The organism is Sinorhizobium sp. M4_45 (assembly GCF_002885915.1).
Taxonomy (GTDB): Bacteria; Pseudomonadota; Alphaproteobacteria; order Rhizobiales; family Rhizobiaceae; genus Sinorhizobium; species Sinorhizobium meliloti_A.
The window spans coordinates 20,167-40,857 of the sequence record NZ_NWVE01000005.1; the positions used below are offsets into that span (position 1 = coordinate 20,167).

General features: G+C 63.5%; 13 protein-coding genes and 1 pseudogene. 7 read left to right on the forward strand and 7 right to left on the reverse strand.

Annotated features, from left to right (window positions below; all coding sequences use genetic code 11):
* Positions 1 to 118: 118 nt before the first annotated feature.
* The 4 genes from hemA to CN933_RS15305 form a co-directional block, all read right to left on the reverse strand.
* A complete protein-coding gene (gene hemA, locus CN933_RS15290; RefSeq protein WP_026168834.1) occupies positions 119 to 1,333 on the reverse strand; it encodes a 5-aminolevulinate synthase in 1,215 nt (404 codons plus the stop codon).
* Between the two features lie 351 nt (positions 1,334 to 1,684).
* The gene (locus CN933_RS15295; protein WP_018097239.1) at positions 1,685 to 2,482 is read right to left on the reverse strand and encodes an FAD binding domain-containing protein; all 798 of its coding nucleotides are present in this window, start codon (positions 2,480 to 2,482) and stop codon (positions 1,685 to 1,687) included.
* Between the two features lie 15 nt (positions 2,483 to 2,497).
* Positions 2,498 to 4,843 carry a xanthine dehydrogenase family protein molybdopterin-binding subunit gene (locus tag CN933_RS15300; protein ID WP_018097240.1) on the reverse strand — a complete coding sequence of 782 codons (2,346 nt, stop codon included), beginning with the start codon at positions 4,841 to 4,843 and terminating at the stop codon, positions 2,498 to 2,500.
* Between the two features lie 101 nt (positions 4,844 to 4,944).
* The gene (locus CN933_RS15305; RefSeq protein ID WP_018097241.1) at positions 4,945 to 5,433 is read right to left on the reverse strand and encodes a (2Fe-2S)-binding protein; all 489 of its coding nucleotides are present in this window, start codon (positions 5,431 to 5,433) and stop codon (positions 4,945 to 4,947) included.
* Between the two features lie 421 nt (positions 5,434 to 5,854).
* Between CN933_RS15305 and CN933_RS15310 the strand changes: the two genes are divergently transcribed.
* A complete protein-coding gene (locus tag CN933_RS15310) occupies positions 5,855 to 6,106 on the forward strand; it encodes a YMGG-like glycine zipper-containing protein (protein ID WP_003528572.1) in 252 nt (83 codons plus the stop codon).
* A 77-nt stretch (positions 6,107 to 6,183) separates the two neighbouring features.
* Here CN933_RS15310 and CN933_RS15315 read toward each other — a convergent pair whose 3' ends face one another.
* Complete coding sequence (locus CN933_RS15315) at positions 6,184 to 7,956, reverse strand: adenylate/guanylate cyclase domain-containing protein (RefSeq protein ID WP_018097242.1); 1,773 nt, start codon at positions 7,954 to 7,956, stop codon at positions 6,184 to 6,186.
* Positions 7,957 to 8,163: 207 nt separating this feature from the next.
* Between CN933_RS15315 and CN933_RS15320 the strand changes: the two are divergent.
* The 4 genes and pseudogenes from CN933_RS15320 (at position 8,164) to CN933_RS15335 (ending at position 17,481) form a co-directional block, all read left to right on the forward strand.
* Positions 8,164 to 9,038 (forward strand): annotated as a pseudogene (locus CN933_RS15320) (alpha/beta fold hydrolase).
* Positions 9,039 to 9,300: 262 nt separating this feature from the next.
* A complete protein-coding gene (locus tag CN933_RS15325) occupies positions 9,301 to 11,214 on the forward strand; it encodes an autotransporter assembly complex protein TamA (RefSeq protein WP_018097243.1) in 1,914 nt (637 codons plus the stop codon).
* A gap of 122 nt (positions 11,215 to 11,336) precedes the next feature.
* Positions 11,337 to 16,946 carry a translocation/assembly module TamB domain-containing protein gene (locus CN933_RS15330; protein WP_102761816.1) on the forward strand — a complete coding sequence of 1,870 codons (5,610 nt, stop codon included), beginning with the start codon at positions 11,337 to 11,339 and terminating at the stop codon, positions 16,944 to 16,946.
* Between the two features lie 142 nt (positions 16,947 to 17,088).
* On the forward strand, positions 17,089 to 17,481 hold the full coding sequence (locus CN933_RS15335; protein WP_018097245.1) for a hypothetical protein: 393 nt from the start codon (positions 17,089 to 17,091) through the stop codon (positions 17,479 to 17,481).
* A gap of 210 nt (positions 17,482 to 17,691) precedes the next feature.
* Here CN933_RS15335 and CN933_RS15340 read toward each other — a convergent pair whose 3' ends face one another.
* Positions 17,692 to 18,171 (reverse strand): VOC family protein, encoded by a 480-nt coding sequence (locus tag CN933_RS15340; RefSeq protein ID WP_018097246.1) that lies wholly within the window; start codon positions 18,169 to 18,171, stop codon positions 17,692 to 17,694.
* 205 nt (positions 18,172 to 18,376) lie between these two features.
* Entirely contained in the window at positions 18,377 to 18,811 is a 435-nt protein-coding gene (locus CN933_RS15345) for an Lrp/AsnC family transcriptional regulator (RefSeq protein ID WP_018097248.1), read from the reverse strand.
* Between the two features lie 154 nt (positions 18,812 to 18,965).
* On the opposite strand from CN933_RS15345, the gene rocF reads away from it, so the two are divergent.
* A complete protein-coding gene (gene rocF / locus CN933_RS15350) occupies positions 18,966 to 19,889 on the forward strand; it encodes an arginase (RefSeq protein WP_018097249.1) in 924 nt (307 codons plus the stop codon).
* A gap of 174 nt (positions 19,890 to 20,063) precedes the next feature.
* A complete protein-coding gene (locus CN933_RS15355; RefSeq protein ID WP_003528560.1) occupies positions 20,064 to 20,543 on the forward strand; it encodes a chemotaxis protein CheW in 480 nt (159 codons plus the stop codon).
* Positions 20,544 to 20,691: the final 148 nt, after the last annotated feature.

Consider the following 20,691-nt stretch of genomic DNA (forward strand, 5'->3'; position numbering starts at 1 on the left):
TGCTGGCCCGTAGGCGGGGCGAAGGGGACAAGTGGCAGCGCCTTGCACCACACGAGCGCTGCTACGAAACAGAGGTTCGGGCGAGGAAGTCCCTCTCCCCGCCAGAGCTCGCCGGAGCTTACGCCACGGCCCTCGCCAGCGCACAGCGCGACCAGAGCGAATGCAGCGCGCCGACCAGATGGTCGATATCGGCGTCAGAATGCAGGGGGGTCGGCGTGATGCGCAGGCGCTCGGTCTTCTTCGGCACGGTCGGGTAATTGATCGGCTGGACGTAGATGCCGAAATTGTCGAGCAGCAGGTCGGAGATCCACTTGCACTTGGCGGCGTCGCCGACGATGACCGGCACGATATGGCTCGGATTGACCATATGCGGAATACCGCGCTGGTCGAGCAGCGAACGAAGCCGGCGCACGCGCTCCTGATGCGCGAAGCGTTCGACCTGGCTTTCCTTCAGGTGGCGAATGGAGGCGAGCGCGCCGGCGGCGAGCGCCGGCGGCAGCGCCGTCGTAAAGATGAAACCGGAAGCGAAGGAGCGGATGAAGTCGCAGAGCGCCGCCGATCCGGTGATGTAGCCGCCCATGACGCCGAAGGCCTTGCCGAGCGTGCCTTCGATGACCGTCAACCGGTGCATCAGCCCCTCGCGCTCGGCAATGCCGCCGCCGCGCGGGCCGTACATGCCGACCGCATGAACTTCGTCCAGATAGGTCATCGCGCCGTATTTGTCGGCGAGATCGCAGAACTCCTCGATCGGCGCGATGTCGCCATCCATCGAATAGACGGATTCGAAGGCGATGATTTTAGGCGCGCGCGGGTCGGCGGCTGCAAGCTTGGCCTCGAGGTCCGCTACCGAATTGTGCTTGAAGATGACCCGCTCGCATTTCGAATGGCGGATGCCCTCGATCATCGAAGCGTGGTTGCCGGCATCTGAAAAGACGATAACGCTGGGAATTTTGGAACAGAGCGTCCCGAGCGCGGCCCAGTTCGAAACGTAACCGGAGGTGAACAGAAGAGCCGATTCCTTGCCGTGCAGGTCGGCGAGTTCGCGCTCGAGCAGCACATGGTAATGGTTGGTGCCGGAGATGTTGCGGGTGCCGCCGGCGCCGGCACCGCATTCATCGATCGCGTTCTTCATCGCCTCGGTGACGATGGGACACTGGCCCATGCCGAGATAGTCGTTCGAGCACCATACGGTCACTTCCTGGGCGCCATCGGCCGTGTAGCGCGTCGCCTTGGGGAAGCTGCCGCGATGGCGGGCTAGATCGGCGAAAACCCGGTAACGGCCTTCCTGATGCAGCCCGTCCAGCTCGTTTTTGAAGAAACTCTCGAAATCCATCATCATCTCCAGTGCCCTGTCGCCTTTCTTCCTACAAAGCGATCAGTGGTCAACCCCGGACAGGCTCCGACGCGCGGGCTGCGGCAAAAGGCCTCTCGGCCCCCAGACCCCGGTTATTCTGCGCGGCGCGTGTCGTGCCTGGCAAGCGGGAAAGGCGATGGAAAATGACGACACATTTTCAAACCTTTCCGCGGTAATCAGACCCGACCTCGACACGGAGTCCGAGAGTCCAGTTTTGAACCATTCCAAAATGGCTAGCAAAACTTCATTCTCCCGAACATCGATCGAAGTCAAGCAATTGCGGAAAAAGGACGGCCGCTGCCGCCCTTTTTCGATACCAAAGTTGGTCCGTCAGGCGGCCGCCACGGCGCGTTTCGTCATCACCTTGACGAGATTGGCGCGATAGGCGGCGCTTGCATGAATATCGGAAAGCAGGTTCGAATCGTCCACCTTCACATTGTCGACGGCACCCGGCGACCAGTTGGCGGCAAGCGCCGCCTCGAGGTCCGGATGGCGGAAGACGCCGTCCGACCCGGCTCCGGTCACGCCAACGCGCACTGCGCCATCGTCACGACGGACGACGAAGACGCCGGTCATCGCATAGCGCGATGCCGGATTGGGGAACTTCCGATAGGCCGCCTTCGCCGGCGCTTCGAAGCGGACGGCGGTCACGATCTCACCGTCTTCGAGCGCCGTTTCGAAGAGACCGGTGAAGAAGTCTTCGGCCTTGACCTCGCGCCTGTCGGTGACGATCACCGCATCGAGCGCCAGCATCGCGGCCGGATAGTCCGCCGCCGGATCGTTGTTGGCGATGGAGCCGCCGATCGTACCCATGTGGCGGACATGCGGATCACCTATGTGGCTGGCAAGCCCGCAAATGGCCGGACAGACCGCGGCGAGCGCGGCGGAGGTCGCGACCTCCTCATGCGTCGTCGCCGCGCCGATCCTGACCGACCGGCCGTCGACGGTGATACCCTTCATCTCGGCAATGTGCCTGAGATCGACAAGGTCGCTCGGGGCGGCGAGCCGCTGCTTCATCGTCGGGATGAGCGTCATGCCGCCGGAGAGATATTTTCCCTCCGCGGCGGTCCCCATCAGCTTCGCTGCCTCTTCGACCGAGGAGGCCCGATGATAGTTGGTCTCATACATCTCAAGTCCTCCCGATCAATGCGCGCTATGCACCGCGGCCCAGACCTTTTGCGAGGTCGCCGGCATGGTGAGCTCGTTGGTGCCGATCGCGTCCGTGATGGCGTTGATCAGCGCCGGCGGCGAGCCGATCGCCCCCGCCTCGCCGCAGCCCTTGACGCCGAGCGGGTTGCTCGGGCAGGGCGTGTTCGAGGTCGTCACCGTGAACGAAGGCAGGTCGTCGGCGCGCGGCATGGCGTAGTCCATGTAGCTCGCCGTCAGCAGCTGCCCGCTCTGGTCGTAATGCACCCCTTCGAGCAGCGCCTGGCCTATGCCCTGCGCCAGCCCGCCATGCACCTGGCCCTCGACGATCAGCGGATTGATGATATTTCCGAAATCGTCCGCCGCGACGAACTGCACGATCTTCGTCTGGCCGGTTTCCGGATCCACTTCCACTTCGCAGATATAGCAACCCGCCGGGAAGGTGAAGTTGCTGGGATCGTAGAAGGCACCCTCCTTGAGGCCCGGCTCCATGCCGGGCGGCAGGTTATGCGCGGTATAGGAAGCAAGCGCCACCTGCGACCAGGGGACCGACCTGTCGGTGCCGGCCACCTTGAGCGCGCCGTCCTCGATGACGATGTCGCTCTCGTCCGCCTCCATCAGATGGGCCGCAATCCTTTTTGCCTTGGCCTCGACCTTGTCGAGCGCCTTGAAGACGGCCGACATTCCGACGGCACCGGAGCGGGAACCATAGGTTCCCATGCCCATCTGCACCTTGTCGGTATCGCCATGGACGATATTGACGCTGTCGATCGGTACGCCGAAACGCTCCGCAACCACCTGGGCGAAGGTCGTTTCGTGTCCCTGGCCGTGGCTGTGCGAGCCGGTCATCACCTCGATGGTGCCGACCGCGTTGACCCTGACTTCGGCCGATTCCCACAGGCCGACGCCGGCGCCGAGCGAGCCGACGGCGGCGGAAGGCGCCAGTCCGCAGGCTTCGATATAGCAGCTCATGCCGATGCCGCGCTTCATTCCCCGCCGCTCGGCTTCCGCCTTGCGCGCGGCGAAGCCGTCCCAATCGGCCGCCTCCATCGCCCCCTTGAGCGACGCTTCGTAATCGCCCGCATCGTAGTTCATGATCACCGGCGTCTGATGGGGGAAGGTGCGGATGAAGTTGATGCGCCTGAGTTCCGCAGGGGAAACGCCGAGCTCGCGCGCGGCCGTCTCGATCGTGCGCTCCAGCAGGTATGTGGCCTCCGGCCGCCCGGCGCCGCGATAGGCGTCGACCGGCGCCGTATTGGTATAGACGGTGCGGACATTGGCATGGATCGCCGGGATCGCATACTGCCCGGAGAGGAGCGTCGCATAGAGATAGGTCGGCACGCAGGAGGAGAAGAGAGACATATACGCGCCGAGGTTGGCGATGGTGTCGACCTTCAGCGCGGTGATCCGATTGCTGCTGTCGAATGCCATCTTCACCGTCGACACATGGTCGCGGCCGTGCGCGTCCGTCAGGAAGGCCTCGGTGCGGTCCGCGGTCCATTTCACCGGCACGCCGGTACGCTTCGAGGCCCACAGACAGACGATCTCTTCCGGATAGATGAAAATCTTGGAGCCGAAGCCACCGCCGACGTCCGGAGCGATCACCCGGAGCTTGTTCTCCGGCGCGACATTGTAGAAGGCGCTCATCACCAGCCGGGCAAGATGCGGGTTCTGGCTGGTGGTATAGCAGGTGAAATGGTCGTCGCCGGCATCATAGATACCGAGCGTCGCGCGCGGCTCCATCGCATTCGGCGATAGGCGGTTGTTGATGATCTTCAGTTCCGTGACATGCGCCGCAGCAGCGATCGCCTGGTCGGTCGCGCCCGCGTCGCCAAGCTCCCAATCAAAGATCAGATTGCCCGGCGCTTCCGGATGGATCTGCGGCTCGCCCTCGCCCAGAGCCTGGAGCGTATCGGTGACGACCGGCAGGGTTTCGTAATCCACGACCACCGCTTCCGCCGCGTCGCGGGCTTGCGCAACACTGTCGGCGACGACGATCGCCACCGCGTCGCCGACATAGCGCACGGTCTCGTGGGCAAGCGGCCGCCATGCGCCCATGCGCATCGGTGAGCCGTCCTTCGAGTGGATCATCCAACCGCAGATGAGATTGCCGATCCCATCCGCCAGCAGTTGCTTGCCGTCGAGCACGTCGATAACGCCCGGCATCGCCTTGGCCGCCGTCGCGTCGATGCTCCTGATGGTCGCATGCGCATGCGGGCTGCGCACGAAAACCGCATACTTCATGCCGGGCACGACCATGTCGTCCGTATAACGCCCCTTGCCGGTCAGAAAGCGCTTGTCTTCCTTGCGCGCCACCCGCGCGCCGATGCCTTCAACGCCCATTGCCTATCTCCTCCCGAAGTCCTGCAACGAATTTCCGCTCGAGCGGAATGACGAAAATCACGTGCGATGCTTGCCTGGCATCGCGCTCCCTTTGGGTTTCCTCATTCTGCCGCCTGGCGAACGCCGCCCGCCCCGGCCGCGGCGGCCAGGATCGCCTGGACGATGTTGTGATAGCCGGTGCAGCGACAGATGTTGCCTTCCAGCTCGGCGCGTACCGTCGCCTCGTCAAGATTGCCGCCATGTCGACGGATCATGTCGACGGCGGTCATGACCATTCCCGGCGTGCAGAAGCCGCATTGCAGTCCGTGATACGTCTTGAAAGCCGCCTGAACCGGGTGAAGCTCGCCGTTCGACGCCAGGCCCTCGATCGTCGTGATCGTCGAGCCGGCCGCCTGGGCGGCAAGGATGGAACAGCTTTTCACCGATTGCCCGTCCATGTGAATGACGCAAGCGCCGCACTGCGTCGTGTCGCAGCCGACATGCGTCCCGGTCAGGCCGAGATTTTCGCGGATAAAGTGCACCAGCAGCGTTCGGTCGTCGCAGGTACCACTTACCTGGCGGCCGTTGACCGTCATCGTTATTTTCGCCATTTCGCTCCTCCGGGTCGGTCCAGAGTCGAGCGCGGCTTCAAATCGGGTGAGATGCGTTCACGCGACTCGAAGTACGCGCCGACCGATATCGATTGCCCTTCCGCCAGCGGTCCACTCCTCCCGAGCCCGCGTGGCGACGTTGTAACATTTGTCTTTTTTTCGGGCTGCCGCAACCGTTTCGCGCCACAAGGGGCAAAAAAATGCGAGCGCGCATGTAACCCCGGCAACAGCGCCTTCATGTTCCGTTCAGGAAAGATCGCATTATGTGGCATAAGAACGATCTCGCCGTATCCGTGCATTTTCCTCGGCGGCGGGTTATGTTCCGAATGCAAGTTCAAGTGGAGGGCCGCGGTTCGCACCCTCCCATCACTATAGGACGGACGAGGCGGACGCTGAATCCGTCGAAATCGGAGAGGACATCATGAAGAAAGCCATCGCGCTTGTGTTGGTCGCCCTGTCGGTCGCGAGCTGCACGCAAACCGAAAAGGGTGCCGGTATCGGCGCCGTATCGGGGGCAATCATCGGGGGCGCGGTCACCGGTGACGTCCGCGGCGCGGCTGTCGGCGCGGCGATCGGCGGCGTATCCGGCGCCGTGATCGGCCACGTCACCGACCAGCCGGGCCAGTGCTACTACCGCGACCGCTACGGCCGCCGCTACATCGACCGCTGCTGAGTGCCGCAACGGCCGGATCGACGGCCCCGGAACGATCCGGGGCCCTTCATGTCCGCCGGAATGTTACCGAAGGTGCGCTATTGCGCTGCGATCCCGTTCGCCGCCGCCGATCCGCCCTTCACCCCCGCTTTGACAAGCCCTTCACTGAGGTGTTGCAGGTCCGATTCCTGGACGTAATGCTGCGTGGCGAGAAACGCGTCGAGGTCGAAGTCCGGGGCGAGCGCCCGGACCTTCTCCATATGGGCGTGAGCCGCAATGTCATCCCCGAGCCAGCCGTAGCAGGCCGCGACGAATGCATGCTGGACGTGGTCCATCACCGAAAGGTGCATGAAGGCCTCGACCGCCTCTCCATACTGCCGGGCGGCGAAATGAGCCTTGCCGAGGTGGCTCCAGAAGCGTTCCGGATGATGAGGATTGAGCTGCATGGCCTTGCGGATCCACTCGACGCCCTCTTCCGGTCGCCCCAGCCAGGTCAGCAGTTCGCCCTGCTGAACCACAACCAGGTCGTAATTGGGATTGAGGGAAAGGGCCCGCTCCTGATGGTAGCGCGCCGTCGTCAGCGCATTGTTGTTCACGTTTACAGCCGCGAGGATGCGATGCACGTCGGCGTCGTTGTCGTCGAGCGCCAGCGCCCGGTCCAGCTCCGCAACGATCTCGGCCCAGACCGCATCCTTGTCTTCGCACCAGCCGTGGACCCAGGCTTGCCCGAGGATGCAGGCCCGCCAGGCATGGGCATGCGCATAGTCGGGATCGAGCGCGACAGCCCTGTCGATGAGGGCCCGGGCCTGCTCGTTATCCGCAACCGTGCTCCGGTGATGCAGCACCTTGGCGGCAAGGGCACATTCGTAGGCGGCCATATTGGCCGGCTTCGTGCGGGCGAGCAGGTCCCGCTGCGCGGCCTCGACGCGCCCCGGGAGCGTTGCCGCTATCGCCGCCGTCACCTCGTCCTGGATGGCGAAGATGTCGTCCAGTCTCCGGTCGTATTTGTCGGCCCAGATATGAGCGTCGTTGACCGCGTCGATGAGCTGGACCGTCACGCGCACCCGGTCGCCGATCTTGCGGACGCTGCCCTCCACCAGATATTGCGCTCCGAGCTTCTCGGCCGCCTCGCGCACGTTTACCGGCTGGTTCTTGTAGACGAAGCTGGAGTTGCGCGAGATGACGAACAGCTCGTGCCGGCGGGACAACTCGGTGATGATGTCCTCCGTCAGGCCGTCTGCGAAAAACTCCTGGTCGGGATCGCCGCTCATATTGTCGAACGGCAGCACCACGATCGAAGGTTTGGAAACGGAGCGCGGCGCATCCGTGGCCTCCGGGAAGGATGGCAGGACAGGCCCCTCGATCCCGACTCGGAAGAGATGAATCGGGCGGCTGATGTTCTTAAGCATCTTTTCGCCCAGATCCTCGATGGGGACATCGATCCGGTCGGCGACTTGCGTCGCCACCGCAGCCGTCACGCAGATGCCGCCCACATCGGCCAGCTGCTCGATACGAGCGGCGATGTTCACGCCGTCGCCGAAGATGTCGTCCTCCTCGAAGATGATGTCGCCGAGATTTATGCCGATCCTGAATTCGATTCGCCGATCCTGCGCCACGTCGGCATTGCGCCGCTTCATGCGGCTCTGGATCTCGACGGCGCATTTTACCGCGTCGGTCACGCTCTGGAATTCGACCAGCATGCCGTCGCCCGTGGTCTTGATGAGGTGGCCCTTGTTCTTCGCAATGGCCGGATCGATCAGTTCAATCCGATGTGTCCTGAGGCGGGCGATCGTACCGGCTTCATCGGCCTCCATCAGGCGGCTATAGCCAGCCATATCGGCTGCCAGCACTGCAGCTAGTCTCTGTTCCATCGGTTTGCCAACAAACGTTTGGCGGGAGCACCTTCTTCCGGACTCCCGGGTTCAAGCGGTCCAGGGCGATTCTATAGCACCCTGACGTGATCGCCTATCTAAATTAGCATCCACTTGAAAAGAAGCTGCGGAGCCGCCTGCCGACAGGCATGGAACCATCGCATGCGCTCATTGTTCGGCACTGGTCAGCGCATGCGAGGTGCTCCTATGATCAATTCTCCAGGCTCCGTGAAACACCGCTTCCTCGATCTGGACGGCATCCGGGTCTTCTACCGCGAGGCAGGACCGCCGGACGCGCCGATCGTGCTCCTTCCCCACGGCTACCCGTGCTCATCCTACGAGTTTCGCAATTTCATGCCGCTGCTGGCCGACCGGTGGAGGCTTGTCGCTCCGGATTTCCCCGGATCCGGATACAGCGACACGCCGGACGACTTCGCCTACGGCTTCGACGGCTTCGCAGATTTTCTCGAAGCCTTCATTCGGCGCTGGGCCTCGATCGCTTCGCACTTTATCTACATGACTTCGGCTCTCAGATCGGCCTTCGGCTGGCCATTCGCCGGCCGGAGCGCATTTCCGCACTGATCATTCAAAACGGCGACATCTACGAGGATGAGCTCGGACCTAAATACGCACCGTTGCAGGAGTATTTCCGCAATCCCACGCCGGAGGGCCGGGCCAAACTCGGCGAAGCCGTAAGCGAGGAAGGATACCGCGACGAGTACCTCAACGACGTCCGGCCCGAGCTTGCCGAGCGGATTTCTCCCGACCTGTGGAAGCTCCATTGGTCCATGACAACGGCCAGGCGGCGTGAGATCGCCATAGACGTAATCGCGGCGCTGCGGGAAAATCTCGCCTGGTTCGATCGCTACCAGAGTTACCTGCGCGAACATCGACCGCCGACGCTGATCGTCTGGGGTCCGCAGGACGGCTACATGCCCGAGGCCTCCGCCCGAGCCTATCTCCGCGACCTGCCGGATGCCGAACTGCATCTCATCGACGGCGGCCACTGGTTGCTGGAGACCAACCTGTCCGAGGTCGTCTCCCTCTGCCGAGATTTCCTCTCGCGCGCTTTGGCAAAATGACGCCCTCGCTTCCTACTTAAGCTGAGCGTCGACCGGCCTGCTTCGTGGCAGAAGCCGCTTGCCGCTTAAAAGCATTTCCGTTGTGCCTGAAGCACCACAGACGAGTCCTTTCTGCCAAAAAATCGTCTTCGAATCGCCGCTTCGGGGTGGATGCGGCGAGCGGTCATCGTTAACAGATGGAAAACTATGTCCTGCTAGCTTGGCCGACGCCGCGTATGCAGGCAGTTGGTACAGAGTCGCCTGAAACGGGATGCGGAGAGGAATGTCTCCACCACGATCGAGTATTGCGCACTGGAAGACAGCGACCGCGCTCGCAATCGTGGCATCGGCCGTGCTCGGCCCGGTTTCCGTCGAGCAGGCCCACGCGTTCAAGATCTTCGGCATGCGCTTCTTCGAAAGCGCGGAAGAAGAAGTTCAGGTCATAGACCCGGTTCGCTATACGCTGACTTTCGAGCCGGGAACGGATGACGAGGAGCTCCGGGAGGCGCTGGAAAACGGCTCGCGGCTCGTTCAGGATCAGGAGGAACCGGTCTCGGGCGATCTTGGCCTGGCGATCAAGGCGCGCGACGACCGCGATCGGCTCCTCGCCGTCCTCTACGAAAAGGCGCGTTACGGCGGCACGGTCAGCATTCTGGTCAACGGCCAGGACATCGACAGCCTCCCCCCGGACCCGTCTTTCCCCGACGGCCAGCCCGTACCGGTCGTGGTTCGCGTTGCTCCCGGGCCGGCATTCACGCTGGGCTCGGTCAGGCTCGAGGGAGACGCCGCGCGGCTCGACCCAGCCGCCTACGACCTCAAGCGTGGCGCCCGCGCCGACTCGACCTTGATTATCAAGGCGGGCGAGCAGATCGTGAACGATCTCAAGGAACAGAGCAGGCCGCTGGCAAAGCTCGCCGAGCGCAGCGTCGTTGCCGATCACGCGACTTCCACGGTCGATGTAACGATCCGTGCCGATGGCGGGCCGGTCGCGCCCGTCGGCAACCTGACCGTCAGCGGCGCCAGAACGGTCGATCCGGAATTCGTCAAGGATTATTCCCGCCTGAACCACGGCCGCCCATATTCGCCGGAGAATATTCGCAAGGCCGCCGAGCGGCTGCGGCAGTTGAACGTCTTTTCCAGCGTCACCATCAACGAAGCCGACGGGCTCGCGCCCGACGGCACGATCCCGATGAACATTCAGGTATCCGAAGGCAAGCACCGCTATTTCGGTTTCGGCGGACAGGTCTCGACCACGGACGGCCTTGGCCTTCAGGGCTATTGGGGACACCGCAATCTCTTCGGACGCGCAGAATCGCTTCGAATCGAAGGCTCGGTCGACCGCCTCGGCGAGACCACCGATGTCGCCGGGCTCGATTATTCGGCCGGCATTCTCTTTGCGAAACCCGGCGCCTTCGGACCGGCATCGACCTTTACCGCAAGCGTCAAGGCCGCGATCGTCGATCCGGACGCCTATAGTGCCAAAACGGTTACCGCTGCGGCTGGCGCCGCTTTCGAGCTTTCGCCCGAAGACACGTTCTCCGTCGGCGCGGAAGTGGGCTGGGCGGATGTCGACGACGCTTTCGGTTCTAATTCCTATATCACCGCCGCCCTCCCGTTCGAATATGTCCGCGACGCACGCGACGACAAGCTGAACCCGACGGAGGGCTACCGGGCGCTGATCAATGCCAAACCGAGCTACGAAATCGAAGGAAAGACCTTTTTCAGCTCCTTCGAAGCTTCCGCGTCCGGCTATTACGCGTTTGGAACGGAAAAGCGCTTCGTGCTGGCCGGCAAGCTCGGCGCCGGCGTGCTCGTCGGTGGCGACGAACTCTCCGATATTCCCGCGACCCGGCGGTTTTTCCTCGGCGGTGGCGGCTCGGTGCGCGGCTATTCCTATCAGGAGATCAGCCCCCGCGACGCCGATGACGAACTGACCGGCGGACGCTCCTATGTGAGCGGCTCCCTCGAAGCCCGCATCGCCGTCACCGATACGATCGGCATCGTGCCGTTCATCGACGCCGGCACCGTTTCGGAAAACACGGCGCCCAATTTCTCCGACATCCGGGCCGGCGCGGGCATCGGTCTGCGCTATGCGACGCCCTTCGGCCCGATCCGGCTCGACTTCGCCGTGCCGCTCAACAAATATCCGGGGGGCACCACTTACGGAATCTATGCCGGTATCGGCCAGTCCTTCTAATGCCCGGACTATTTGCTGCATGCGCGCGACACCGTGGTAAGATGAGCGAAGTCCCGCCTGCCGGGCGATGTGCCGGCACTCTACCGATTCCAGAGCGGCGCAACATGGACTATGGATAGGACATGAATCAGGTCACCTTTTTCCTTCGATCTGCGCTGCGGTACTTCTTCGCCGCCCTCGGCACGCTCGTGGTCGTGCTCCTCCTGCTCGTCGGCTTTCTGGGCTTCACGGTGCCCGGCGCCCGCGTCGTCGCCTGGGCGATCGAGAAATATGCGGCAACCCCCGACCAGATCGTACGCATCGCCGACCCGGGCGCGCTTCTGACCGGCGACTTCACGGCCGGCACCATTACGCTCTTCGATGGCGAAGGCATTTATGCGGAGGTCCGCGACCTTTCGGTGGACTGGTCGCCCGCAGAACTATTCTCGCTTCGCTTCGACGCTAGCAGGATTTCGGCCGGCACGGTCCGCGTCGAACGATTGCCTGTCCCCTCGACCGAGACCCAGGAAGTGCGCTCGACATTTGCCCTTCCGGTGGACGTGAAGATCGATGCCTTCGACCTCAAGGAAATCGTGCTCGGCAAACAGATCGCCGGCGAAGATCATTTCCTGACGGCCAAGGGCAAGCTCTACGCGACGAATTCCAGCATCGCTCTCGAGCTCGATGCCGCCGAACGGGACCGCCCTGATGCGCGCGCGACAGCCGATCTCGTCTTCAACCCGGCCGGCAACCAGCTGAAGCTTGAAGCCGAGCTCGCGGAGCCGAAGGGCGGCCTTCTGGCGAGGCTGCTCCGCCTGCCGGGAGAACCTGCCGTCAACATGACCGTGACCGGACAGGGACCGCTTTCCGATTGGGCGGGCTCGGGTATGGTTACGCTCGACGGAAGCGAGATCCTTCGGCTCGACGGGCAGCACGTGCTCGCGGCCGACGGAATGCACATGCTTACCGTATCCGGCGGCGGCGCTTTCGCCACGCTGACGCCACCGGCGTTCAGGCCGCTCTTCGAAGGGGAGAGCAGGATCGACCTGAGGGCCGCCTTCGACGGCACGAGCAAGGTCCGGATCGATGCAGGCAAGATTTCGACCGGCGCCATGACGCTCGATGTCTCCGGCACGGTCGACAGCCGCGGCGAGAACAACCTCCAGGCAAGGCTCGCCGGTACGAGCGGACCTTTCGATTTCCGCTGGCCGCTGAAAGACGGCGAGTTGCAGGCGCTCGTCGACACCGCAAACCTGTCGCTGATCGGCGACGGGCAGTCGGCAATCCTCGACATCGCCGCCAATGTGCCGTCCGTGAACCTGCCGCAGGGACGATTGGGCGGCATCCGGCTGTCGGCACAGAGCGACGCCTTCAATCTGGCGACCCGGTCCGGTCCCCTGAAGACGACCGTAGAAATCGCCGAGAGCCGCTTTGCAAATGCCGATCTCGATCGGGCGGTGCAGGCGCCCCTGAAGCTCGACGGCACCATCGCCGTTACTCCGGAAGACATCCGTTTCGACCCGCTGGAAATCGAAAGCGCGAGCATCGGCGGCACCGTCACCGGCAGCTTCGATCGCGTAGAAACGACGCTCGAGGCGGCATTCAAGGCCTTTGCCGTCAGAGAGGTTCTGCCGCCGGGGCTCGCCGACAAGTTCGACAGGACCATCGCTCTTGCGGGCAATGCGGTCGTGGAACAGGACGGCAGCGTCCGGTTGAGCGAACTCGACATAAAGTCCGGTGCGGTCGACGCCTCCGGCTCCGTTGCGCTTGCCGGAAGCACATTGACTGCGGACATCCAGGGGACGCTGGCCGATCTCGGACGGCTGCTCGCCGATGCGAAGGGCTCGGCCGCCTTCCACGCGGTCGCCTCAGGCCCTCTGAACAAGCTCGGCATCGAAGCAGAGATAACCTCAAGCGGAGCGACGCTCGCTGGCCGCACACTGGACGATCTCGTCGTCAATGCCGACGCTACCGTGACGCCGGGGAGCCCCGAAGCGAAGCTGACGGCAACCGGTACCCTCGACGGCCAGGCGATCGACGTCCGCGCCGACGTCGTCACCCGGGATGGCCGCACCTCGATCCCCGCCCTCGAGGCAAAGATCGGCGAAAACCGGCTGACCGGTGCGATGGAGCTTACAGCCGACTTCAAGCCGAACGGGACGATCGACTTCAACCTGCCCGATCTCGGCCTCCTTGCCGCCATGGCCGGGCAGCAGGCATCGGGCGACCTTGCCGGCTCCGCGACAATCCGGACCGCCGACGGCGTCACGTCGCTCGCGCTGACGGCCCGCGGCGAAAGCATCAGGCGGGACGCATTGACCATTGCCAAGCCCGTGGTCGACGTCAACGTCGCCGATCTTGCCAGCCTGGCGATCAAGGGCGGTGTCAGGGCCGAAAGCGTCGTCCAAGGCGAAAACCGCCTGACGGACATCGATATCGCCTTCGAGCAACAGGCGGAAAGAACCGGCTTCTCGGTCGGTGCCGAATATGAGGGCTCTCCGCTCGCAGCGACCGGCGATCTGGCGAGCCGTGACGGCCGGACAGAGATAAGCCTTGCATCGGCCTCGGCGACAGCCAAGCGCATCCCCTTGCAGCTTGCCCGGCCGACCGTCATCGCCATCGAGAACGGCGGCGTGCATATCGATGGGCTGACGATCCAGGCATCGACGGGTACGGTCGCCGTCACCGGTACGGCAGGCGAGACGCTTGATATTTCGGCGGATATCAGCGAGCTGCCAGCCACCTTGATCCACACCGTCGCGCCGACGCTCGGGGCCGAGGGCACGATTGCGGGCAAGGTGGACATTGCCGGGAATGGCGCGGCACCGGTCGTCCGCTACGATCTCACCTGGAGCGGCGCCTCGATCGCCTCCGTGCGGTCGGCCGGCATAACGGCGGAAGACCTGTCGGCGAAGGGAACCGTGACCGTCGCTGACGACACCATCCGCCTCGACCCCTTGGTCATCGAACGCGCCGGCTTTCGCGGCGATGTGACGGCTAGCCTCGACCGCGCCGGCGACACGGCCGAGGCGAATTTCCAGTTCGTTGCCGAACCCGCCGCGCTGCCGCCCGGCATCGGCGCAAAATTCGATGCGCCGATCACCGTCTCCGGCAAGGTCGAGACAGGGGCCGGCGGCGCCGTCGAACTGAGCGCACTCGAAGTCAAATCCGGGACGGTCAACGCAACCGGTTCGGCCGCCCTTGCCGAGGGCGCGTTGACGGCCAAGATAGAGGGCGCATTACCGGATCTCGGCAAGCTGCTCGCCGAGGCAGAAGGCAAGGCGGCCTTCAGCGCCGACCTGTCCGGGCCGCTCGACGCGCTCGGCGTCAAGGCTGAAGTGACCTCCAGCGGCGCGGTCCTCGCCGGACGCACGCTTTCGGACTTCGTGATCACCGCCGATGCGACGGCGAAACCCGGCAGTCCGCAGGCGAAGCTGACGGCGACGGGAGCTCTGGACGGCCAGGCGATCGACGTGAAGGCCGAGGTGGTCTCGAAGGACGGCCGCACCTCGATCCCGACCCTGGAGGCGAAGGTCGGCGACAACAGATTGACGGGTGCGATCGATCTGACGGCAGACTTCAAGCCCGAGGGCACCATCGACTTCAATCTGCCCGATCTCGGCCTTCTTGCCGCCATGGCCGGCGAGAAGGTCTCGGGAGACCTCTCCGGCTCGGCAGCGATCAAAACGGCGGGCGGTGTGACCTCCCTTTCGCTGAAAGCGAACGGCAGCGGAATCAAGCGCGGCGATCTGACGATCACAAAGCCGGTCGCCGATATCAGCATCGCCGATGTGGCGGCACTCGCGATCCGGGGAAGCGTCAAGGCGGAAAACGTCGCTCAGGGTCAAAACCGTGTCACCGGCTTCAATCTGACCTTCGATCAGCAGGGCGGCAGAACCGGCTTCACCGTCGACGGCAGATATGACGGCGGCCCTCTTTCGGCCAAAGGCGACATGGTCGCAAGCGGCGGGCGCACCGAGGTCCGCCTCGCCTCTTTCGCGGCAACGCCCAAGCGGATACCGCTGAAGCTTGCACGCCCGACCGTCGTCGCGATCGAGAACGGCACGGTGCTCCTCGATGCCCTGACCATCGAGGCTTCGAAGGGAACGATCACCGTCGCCGGCTCTGCCGGACCGACGCTCGATATTTCGGCAAGACTCAACGAGCTGCCTGCCGCACTGATCAACACCTTCGCCCCGACCCTCGGGGCGGAAGGCACGATCGCCGGGACGGTGGACGTGGACGGAACTGCGGCGGCTCCGGTGGTCGTCTACGACCTCAGATGGAGCAACGCCTCGGTCGCAGCGGCGCGCGGCGCCGGCGTATCGTCGCTGGCGATTGCTGCAAAGGGGCGCTTCGCCGACAACAGGGTCACCGTCGATGCCACGGTCTCCGCCCCCGGAGACCTTTCCTTCCGGGGCGGCGGCAATGTCGAGCTTGGCGGCGACATGCCGATCTCGATGAAATTCGCCGGCGACGTACCTTTCGCGCTGCTCGCCAATATCATGGCACAACAGGGCTTCACCCTGACCGGATCGGCCAAGGTCGACCTTTCGCTCTCCGGCCCGGCCAAGGCGCCGCAGATCGCCGGCACGGTCTCGACCGCCGGCGCCCGGCTCGTGGACGTTCGCCGCAATCTCGCCCTCAACGACCTCACCGCCAATGTCGCACTGGACGGCAGGCAGGCGACGATCTCTCGGCTCTCGGCCAATCTGGCAAGCGGCGGATCGATCGAGGCGAGCGGCACCGTGGGCATCGTTCCCGATTCCGGCTTCCCGGCGGATCTCAGAATCCGGCTCAACGATGCGACCTATGTGGACGGCACGCTGTTCACCGCCAACCTTGCGGGCGACCTGACGCTCAACGGGCCGCTCGTCTCGACGCCCGTGCTTGGCGGAAGGCTGACGATCCGCAGGGCCGCGATCACCATACCGGAGAAGCTGCCGGCCTCGCTCTCGCAGATCGACATCAAGCACCGCAACGCCCCGGCACGCGTGCAGCGGATGACGAAAGATCTGCGCCGGGATACGTCCGCCGGCGCCGAGGCAAGCGGCGCGATCGCCTTCGACCTCGCCGTCAGTTCCCCGGGCCAGTTCTTCGTACGCGGTCGCGGCATCGATGCCGAACTCGGCGGCGATCTGACCATCCGCGGCACCGCCGTCCAGCCGATCGTTTCCGGTGGATTCGACATGCGTCGCGGGCGCCTGGAGATCCTCGGCAAGCGCCTGACCTTCACCGACGGTCACATCGGCTTCGGCGGCGACCTCATCCCGACGCTCGATCTCGACGCGACCTCGAGCGCCGGATCGACGACGATCACGGTCAACGTTGCAGGCCCGGCCAACAACCCGACGGTGACCTTCTCCTCGTCGCCGGCCCTGCCGCAGGACGAGATCCTGGCGCAGCTAATCTTCAACCGGTCGCTGAACAATCTCTCCGCCTTCCAGATCGCGCAGCTCGCCTCGGCCGTGGGCCAGCTTGCCGGCGGCGGATCGACGTCGCTGCTCGACGGCCTGCGCAACAAGCTCGGCGTCGACGATCTCGACATCACGACCGACGAGAGCGGCGGCGCCCAGGTCCGCGCCGGCAAATATCTCAACGACCGCACCTATCTCGAATTGCAACAAGGATCGGACTCCGCTTCCAGCAAGGCGGTCATCAACCTCGACATCGGCCGCGGCGTGAAGCTGAAGGGAGAAGCGGCCGGCGACGGCTCGGCCGCCGGAGGCATCTTCTTCGAAAGGGAATATTGAGGCCTGACGATGCCGCCCGCCGGCCGATCCGGCGGACGGGTCCATCGTCTGGGTCGTCCCATTATTTTCGAACCGGAGTCTTGACCTCAAGCACGGTTGAGGTCGCAGAAATCACTCCGTGTAACGGACACGGAGGTACGACATGACTGAGCAGATACTCTTCCGGAACGTGATGAAGATCACGGAAGGCAGTCTGGAACCCTTTCGCGAAACGGTGAAGCAAGCGATCGAGTTCGTCGAGCGAAACGGACCTCAACTCATGGTCCAGACATTCATCGACGAGCAGGAGATGCGTGCGGTCAGCTTTCAGCTCTACCGGAATTGCGAAGACGTTCTGCGCCATTGGGAAATATCGGACCCCCACATCCGAGCGGTATCGAAGCATTGCAGCGTCGAGAAGTTCGAGGTTTACGGCAATCCGAGCGACGAGGTCGCAGCCGGCCTATCCCAATTCTTCGGCGACGGCCGCGGACGCATCATGAAACCACTTGCGGGATTCACCCGCTTCCAGAGCACTTCCAGGAAAAGTGTATAACGGTTTTCCGTCCGGAAGTGCGTTGGGTCAAAGGGTCAGAGCACTTCCAGGAAAAGTGTGTAACGGTTTTCCGTCCGGAAGTGCGTAGTCTCAAGGGCTGGATCATCTCGCTGTTTCAGTGAAATGATCCGATTCGCCCTTTACCGGCTACTGGACGAACTTTTCTGAAGCGAACAGGCGAGCTCGGGTCAGGCGTGAAGGAGCGCCCCTTCACGCCGCATTGCGATCGACCCCGAATTCATCCAGTACTTCGCTCTCGTTCGTTGCCGTGAAGAGCGCCCAGATATGACCGAACGGGTCGATGAGGGCGCCGACCCGGTCGCCGGTCGGCAGCGTTTCGGCGACATTGCGCAGACTGGCGCCGGAGCCCATCGCCCTTTCGAGCACGCGGTCCACGTCGTCGACGTGCAGTTCCAGGATCGCCGCGGTTGTTCCGAGCGCGTGCGGCGATCGCGGCCCGCCGAGCCTCGGTTCGGCGTCCCGGCGTGGATTGGCGCCGGCCACCCGGAAGACCGAGTCGCCGATGCAGAGGTCGGCACTCGTCAGAATGCCGCTCCACTCGTGCCGCTGCAGCAGCTCGGCGCCGAAGACATCGCGGTAGAACGCAATCGCCCGCTCCTCGTCACCATGCCGGACGAAGAGCTTTATGCAGATCTGCCGTACCGACGGGCCGCCGGAATAACTAGCCATGGCAATCTCCCTGGATCGCAATGATGTCGAGCGGGTGGAACCCGCGATCAAATACGCCATCGTTCAAAATGAGACCGAATGCCGCGGAGACCGCGCCCGTGCTCATGCCTCTCTTGTTTGCTGAGAGGAACATCTTATCCGAAGATAAGAACAAATCAAGAACAAAAGCGGCCGTGCGTCGCCAATTCGCGCCGCGGCGATCGCCTCACGAAGACCCGGTCAACTTGCTGGTCTTCAGCAGAATGTTCGTTTCGGTCACGTTGATGCCGTCGATCAAACGAATGCGCCGCAAGGTCTCATCGAAGCTCGCGAGATCCCGGTCCTCGAGTTCGGCAATGAAATCCCACCTTCCGTTGGTGCTGTGCAGCGCCCGCACCTGCGGCAGCCCGCGCAATTGTTCGGCGACGCGGTCCGCCATCTTTCCGTGAACCTCGATCATCACCACGGCCCTGACGCCCGAGGCGGGGATTTCCGCGCCCGTGCGGATGGTGAAAGCGGCGATGGTCCCATTCGCGACGAGCCGGTCGATGCGCGCAGCGACCGTGGCACGCGAGACGCCGGTCATCGCCGAAAGCGCGGAGACGGGCGTACGGGAATTTTGCCGGAGAGCGCCGATGAGCGCCTGATCGAGATCATCCATCTTATCACTTCGTCAAAGGGACTTTACACTTTGCGCATCTTATCTTCCCAATCGACAGTTTTCCATCTTTTTGCCGCCACGCTTTTTGACGATAATCCGCCGAACTTCACGGGAACCGAGCTTCCCGGCAACCGGGCGAAGGGACGAGGCGGACATGAAAACCATCACATTGATCGGCGCACCCATCGAGGAAGGCTCGGGCCGCCGCGGCGCGGCGATGGGGCCGACGGCGCTCAGAATCGCAGGCATAGACACGGTCCTCGCCGAACTCGGCCATACGGTCAATGACGAGGGGGATCTGAGGCCGCTGCCGGCACGCGATCTCGCCAATCATCCCGGCGCCAACAATCTGCAATCCGTCGCAGCTTTCGCGCGCGCGCTCGACGAAGCCGTGCATGAAACCGCGCGCAAGGGACATTTCCCCATCATTCTCGGCGGCGACCACGCGCTCTCGATGGGCAGCGTCTCCGGCATGGCGCGTCATGCCCAGGACGTCGGCCGGCCCCTCTTCGTCCTATGGCTGGACGCGCATGCCGACTTCAACTCGCCGGCGACCTCGCCCTCCGGAAACATGCACGGCATGCCCGTCGCCTTCTTCTGCGGCGAAGCGGAGTTCGCTCCGATCCTCCCGAAGGACCGGCCGCTGGTGGACCCGAAGAAGGTCTATCAGGTCGGAATCCGCTCGGTCGACGCACGTGAGCGCGAGGAAATTGCCGAGCACGGCGTCAATGTCTTCGATATGCGGGCCATCGACGAGATGGGCATGGCCCACATCATCCGCCAGATCGTCGATGAGGTTCGCGCGGCTAACGGTCTGCTGCATGTGAGCCTCGACGTCGATTTCATGGATCCGGAACTTGCCCCCGGCGTAGGGACGACGGTCCCGGGCGGCGCGACCTTCCGCGAGGCTCACCTCATCATGGAAGTGTTGTGCGACAGCGGCCTCGTCTCTTCCCTCGATGTGGTCGAGCTCAACCCGTTCCTCGACGACCGGGGCAAGAGCGCACGCATTCTGGTCGAACTGACGGCAAGCCTCTTCGGACGCCGTATCCTCGACCGGCCGACACGCGCGGCCTGAAGCCATGCTCCGCCCGCTCTCCTGCAAGGGGGGAACGTTCAGCAAAGGCTTAACGAATCCGCGCCTAGTATAGGCATACAGCGCGCAAGGCGGATTTTCCGCGCATGAAGCGGCTTGCGCCTCGCCGGATGTCATCGGCGGACCACCACGACCGGAAAGCTGGAAGGACCTTCGATGACAAGCACGCAGAGAGCAGCCGGATTCGACGGCGAGACGCTCGAAATCATAGCGTTTCGCCTCCACGATCAGGAATTTTGCGTCAAGACGACGACGATCCGCGAGATACGCGGCTGGGCCCCCTCGACGCCCATCCCGCATGCCCCGCCGGAAGTGATCGGCGTGATGAACCTGCGCGGGACGGTGATCCCGATCATCGATCTCGCCCATAAGCTCGGCATGAAATCGACCGTCACCAACGAACGCAGCGCGATCGTCGTCGCCGAGGTCCACAACATGGTCATCGGTCTCGTCGTCGACCGCGTTTCCGACATTCTGACCGTGCAGGGCAGTCAGGTACAGCCTGTGCCTGAAGTCACCGCATCCTTCGACAAGAGCTTTGCGGAAGGCATCATCGCCAATGAATCGGGCATGATCTGCTTCCTCAATCTCGCCCGCATGTTCAAGGAGCGGGAAACCGAAGAACTGGCGGCCTGAGCCTGCGCATCTGCATATCGGGAGCGACTCACTATTTCCTTGAAACAGTTGAGTCGCTCTGTGCGGCAAAGGACCACATCTTATTACGAGTATGAAAGCAAAATTCTATTTTAACGCGATTTTAAGCTTGCTTTACTAATTTATCGCA

Excerpts from the sequence above, each read along its gene's own strand:
- CN933_RS15340 (WP_018097246.1), bottom strand. The coding sequence starts at position 18,171 with ATGGCTAGTTATTCCGGCGGCCCGTCGGTACGGCAGATCTGCATAAAG.
- CN933_RS15345 (WP_018097248.1), bottom strand. The coding sequence starts at position 18,811 with ATGGATGATCTCGATCAGGCGCTCATCGGCGCTCTCCGGCAAAATTCC.
- CN933_RS15305 (WP_018097241.1), bottom strand. The coding sequence starts at position 5,433 with ATGGCGAAAATAACGATGACGGTCAACGGCCGCCAGGTAAGTGGTACC.
- CN933_RS15330 (WP_102761816.1), top strand. The coding sequence starts at position 11,337 with ATGAATCAGGTCACCTTTTTCCTTCGATCTGCGCTGCGGTACTTCTTC.
- CN933_RS15310 (WP_003528572.1), top strand. The coding sequence starts at position 5,855 with ATGAAGAAAGCCATCGCGCTTGTGTTGGTCGCCCTGTCGGTCGCGAGC.
- CN933_RS15295 (WP_018097239.1), bottom strand. The coding sequence starts at position 2,482 with ATGTATGAGACCAACTATCATCGGGCCTCCTCGGTCGAAGAGGCAGCG.
- rocF (WP_018097249.1), top strand. The coding sequence starts at position 18,966 with ATGAAAACCATCACATTGATCGGCGCACCCATCGAGGAAGGCTCGGGC.
- CN933_RS15325 (WP_018097243.1), top strand. The coding sequence starts at position 9,301 with ATGTCTCCACCACGATCGAGTATTGCGCACTGGAAGACAGCGACCGCG.
- CN933_RS15335 (WP_018097245.1), top strand. The coding sequence starts at position 17,089 with ATGACTGAGCAGATACTCTTCCGGAACGTGATGAAGATCACGGAAGGC.
- CN933_RS15355 (WP_003528560.1), top strand. The coding sequence starts at position 20,064 with ATGACAAGCACGCAGAGAGCAGCCGGATTCGACGGCGAGACGCTCGAA.
- CN933_RS15315 (WP_018097242.1), bottom strand. The coding sequence starts at position 7,956 with ATGGAACAGAGACTAGCTGCAGTGCTGGCAGCCGATATGGCTGGCTAT.
- hemA (WP_026168834.1), bottom strand. The coding sequence starts at position 1,333 with ATGGATTTCGAGAGTTTCTTCAAAAACGAGCTGGACGGGCTGCATCAG.
- CN933_RS15300 (WP_018097240.1), bottom strand. The coding sequence starts at position 4,843 with ATGGGCGTTGAAGGCATCGGCGCGCGGGTGGCGCGCAAGGAAGACAAG.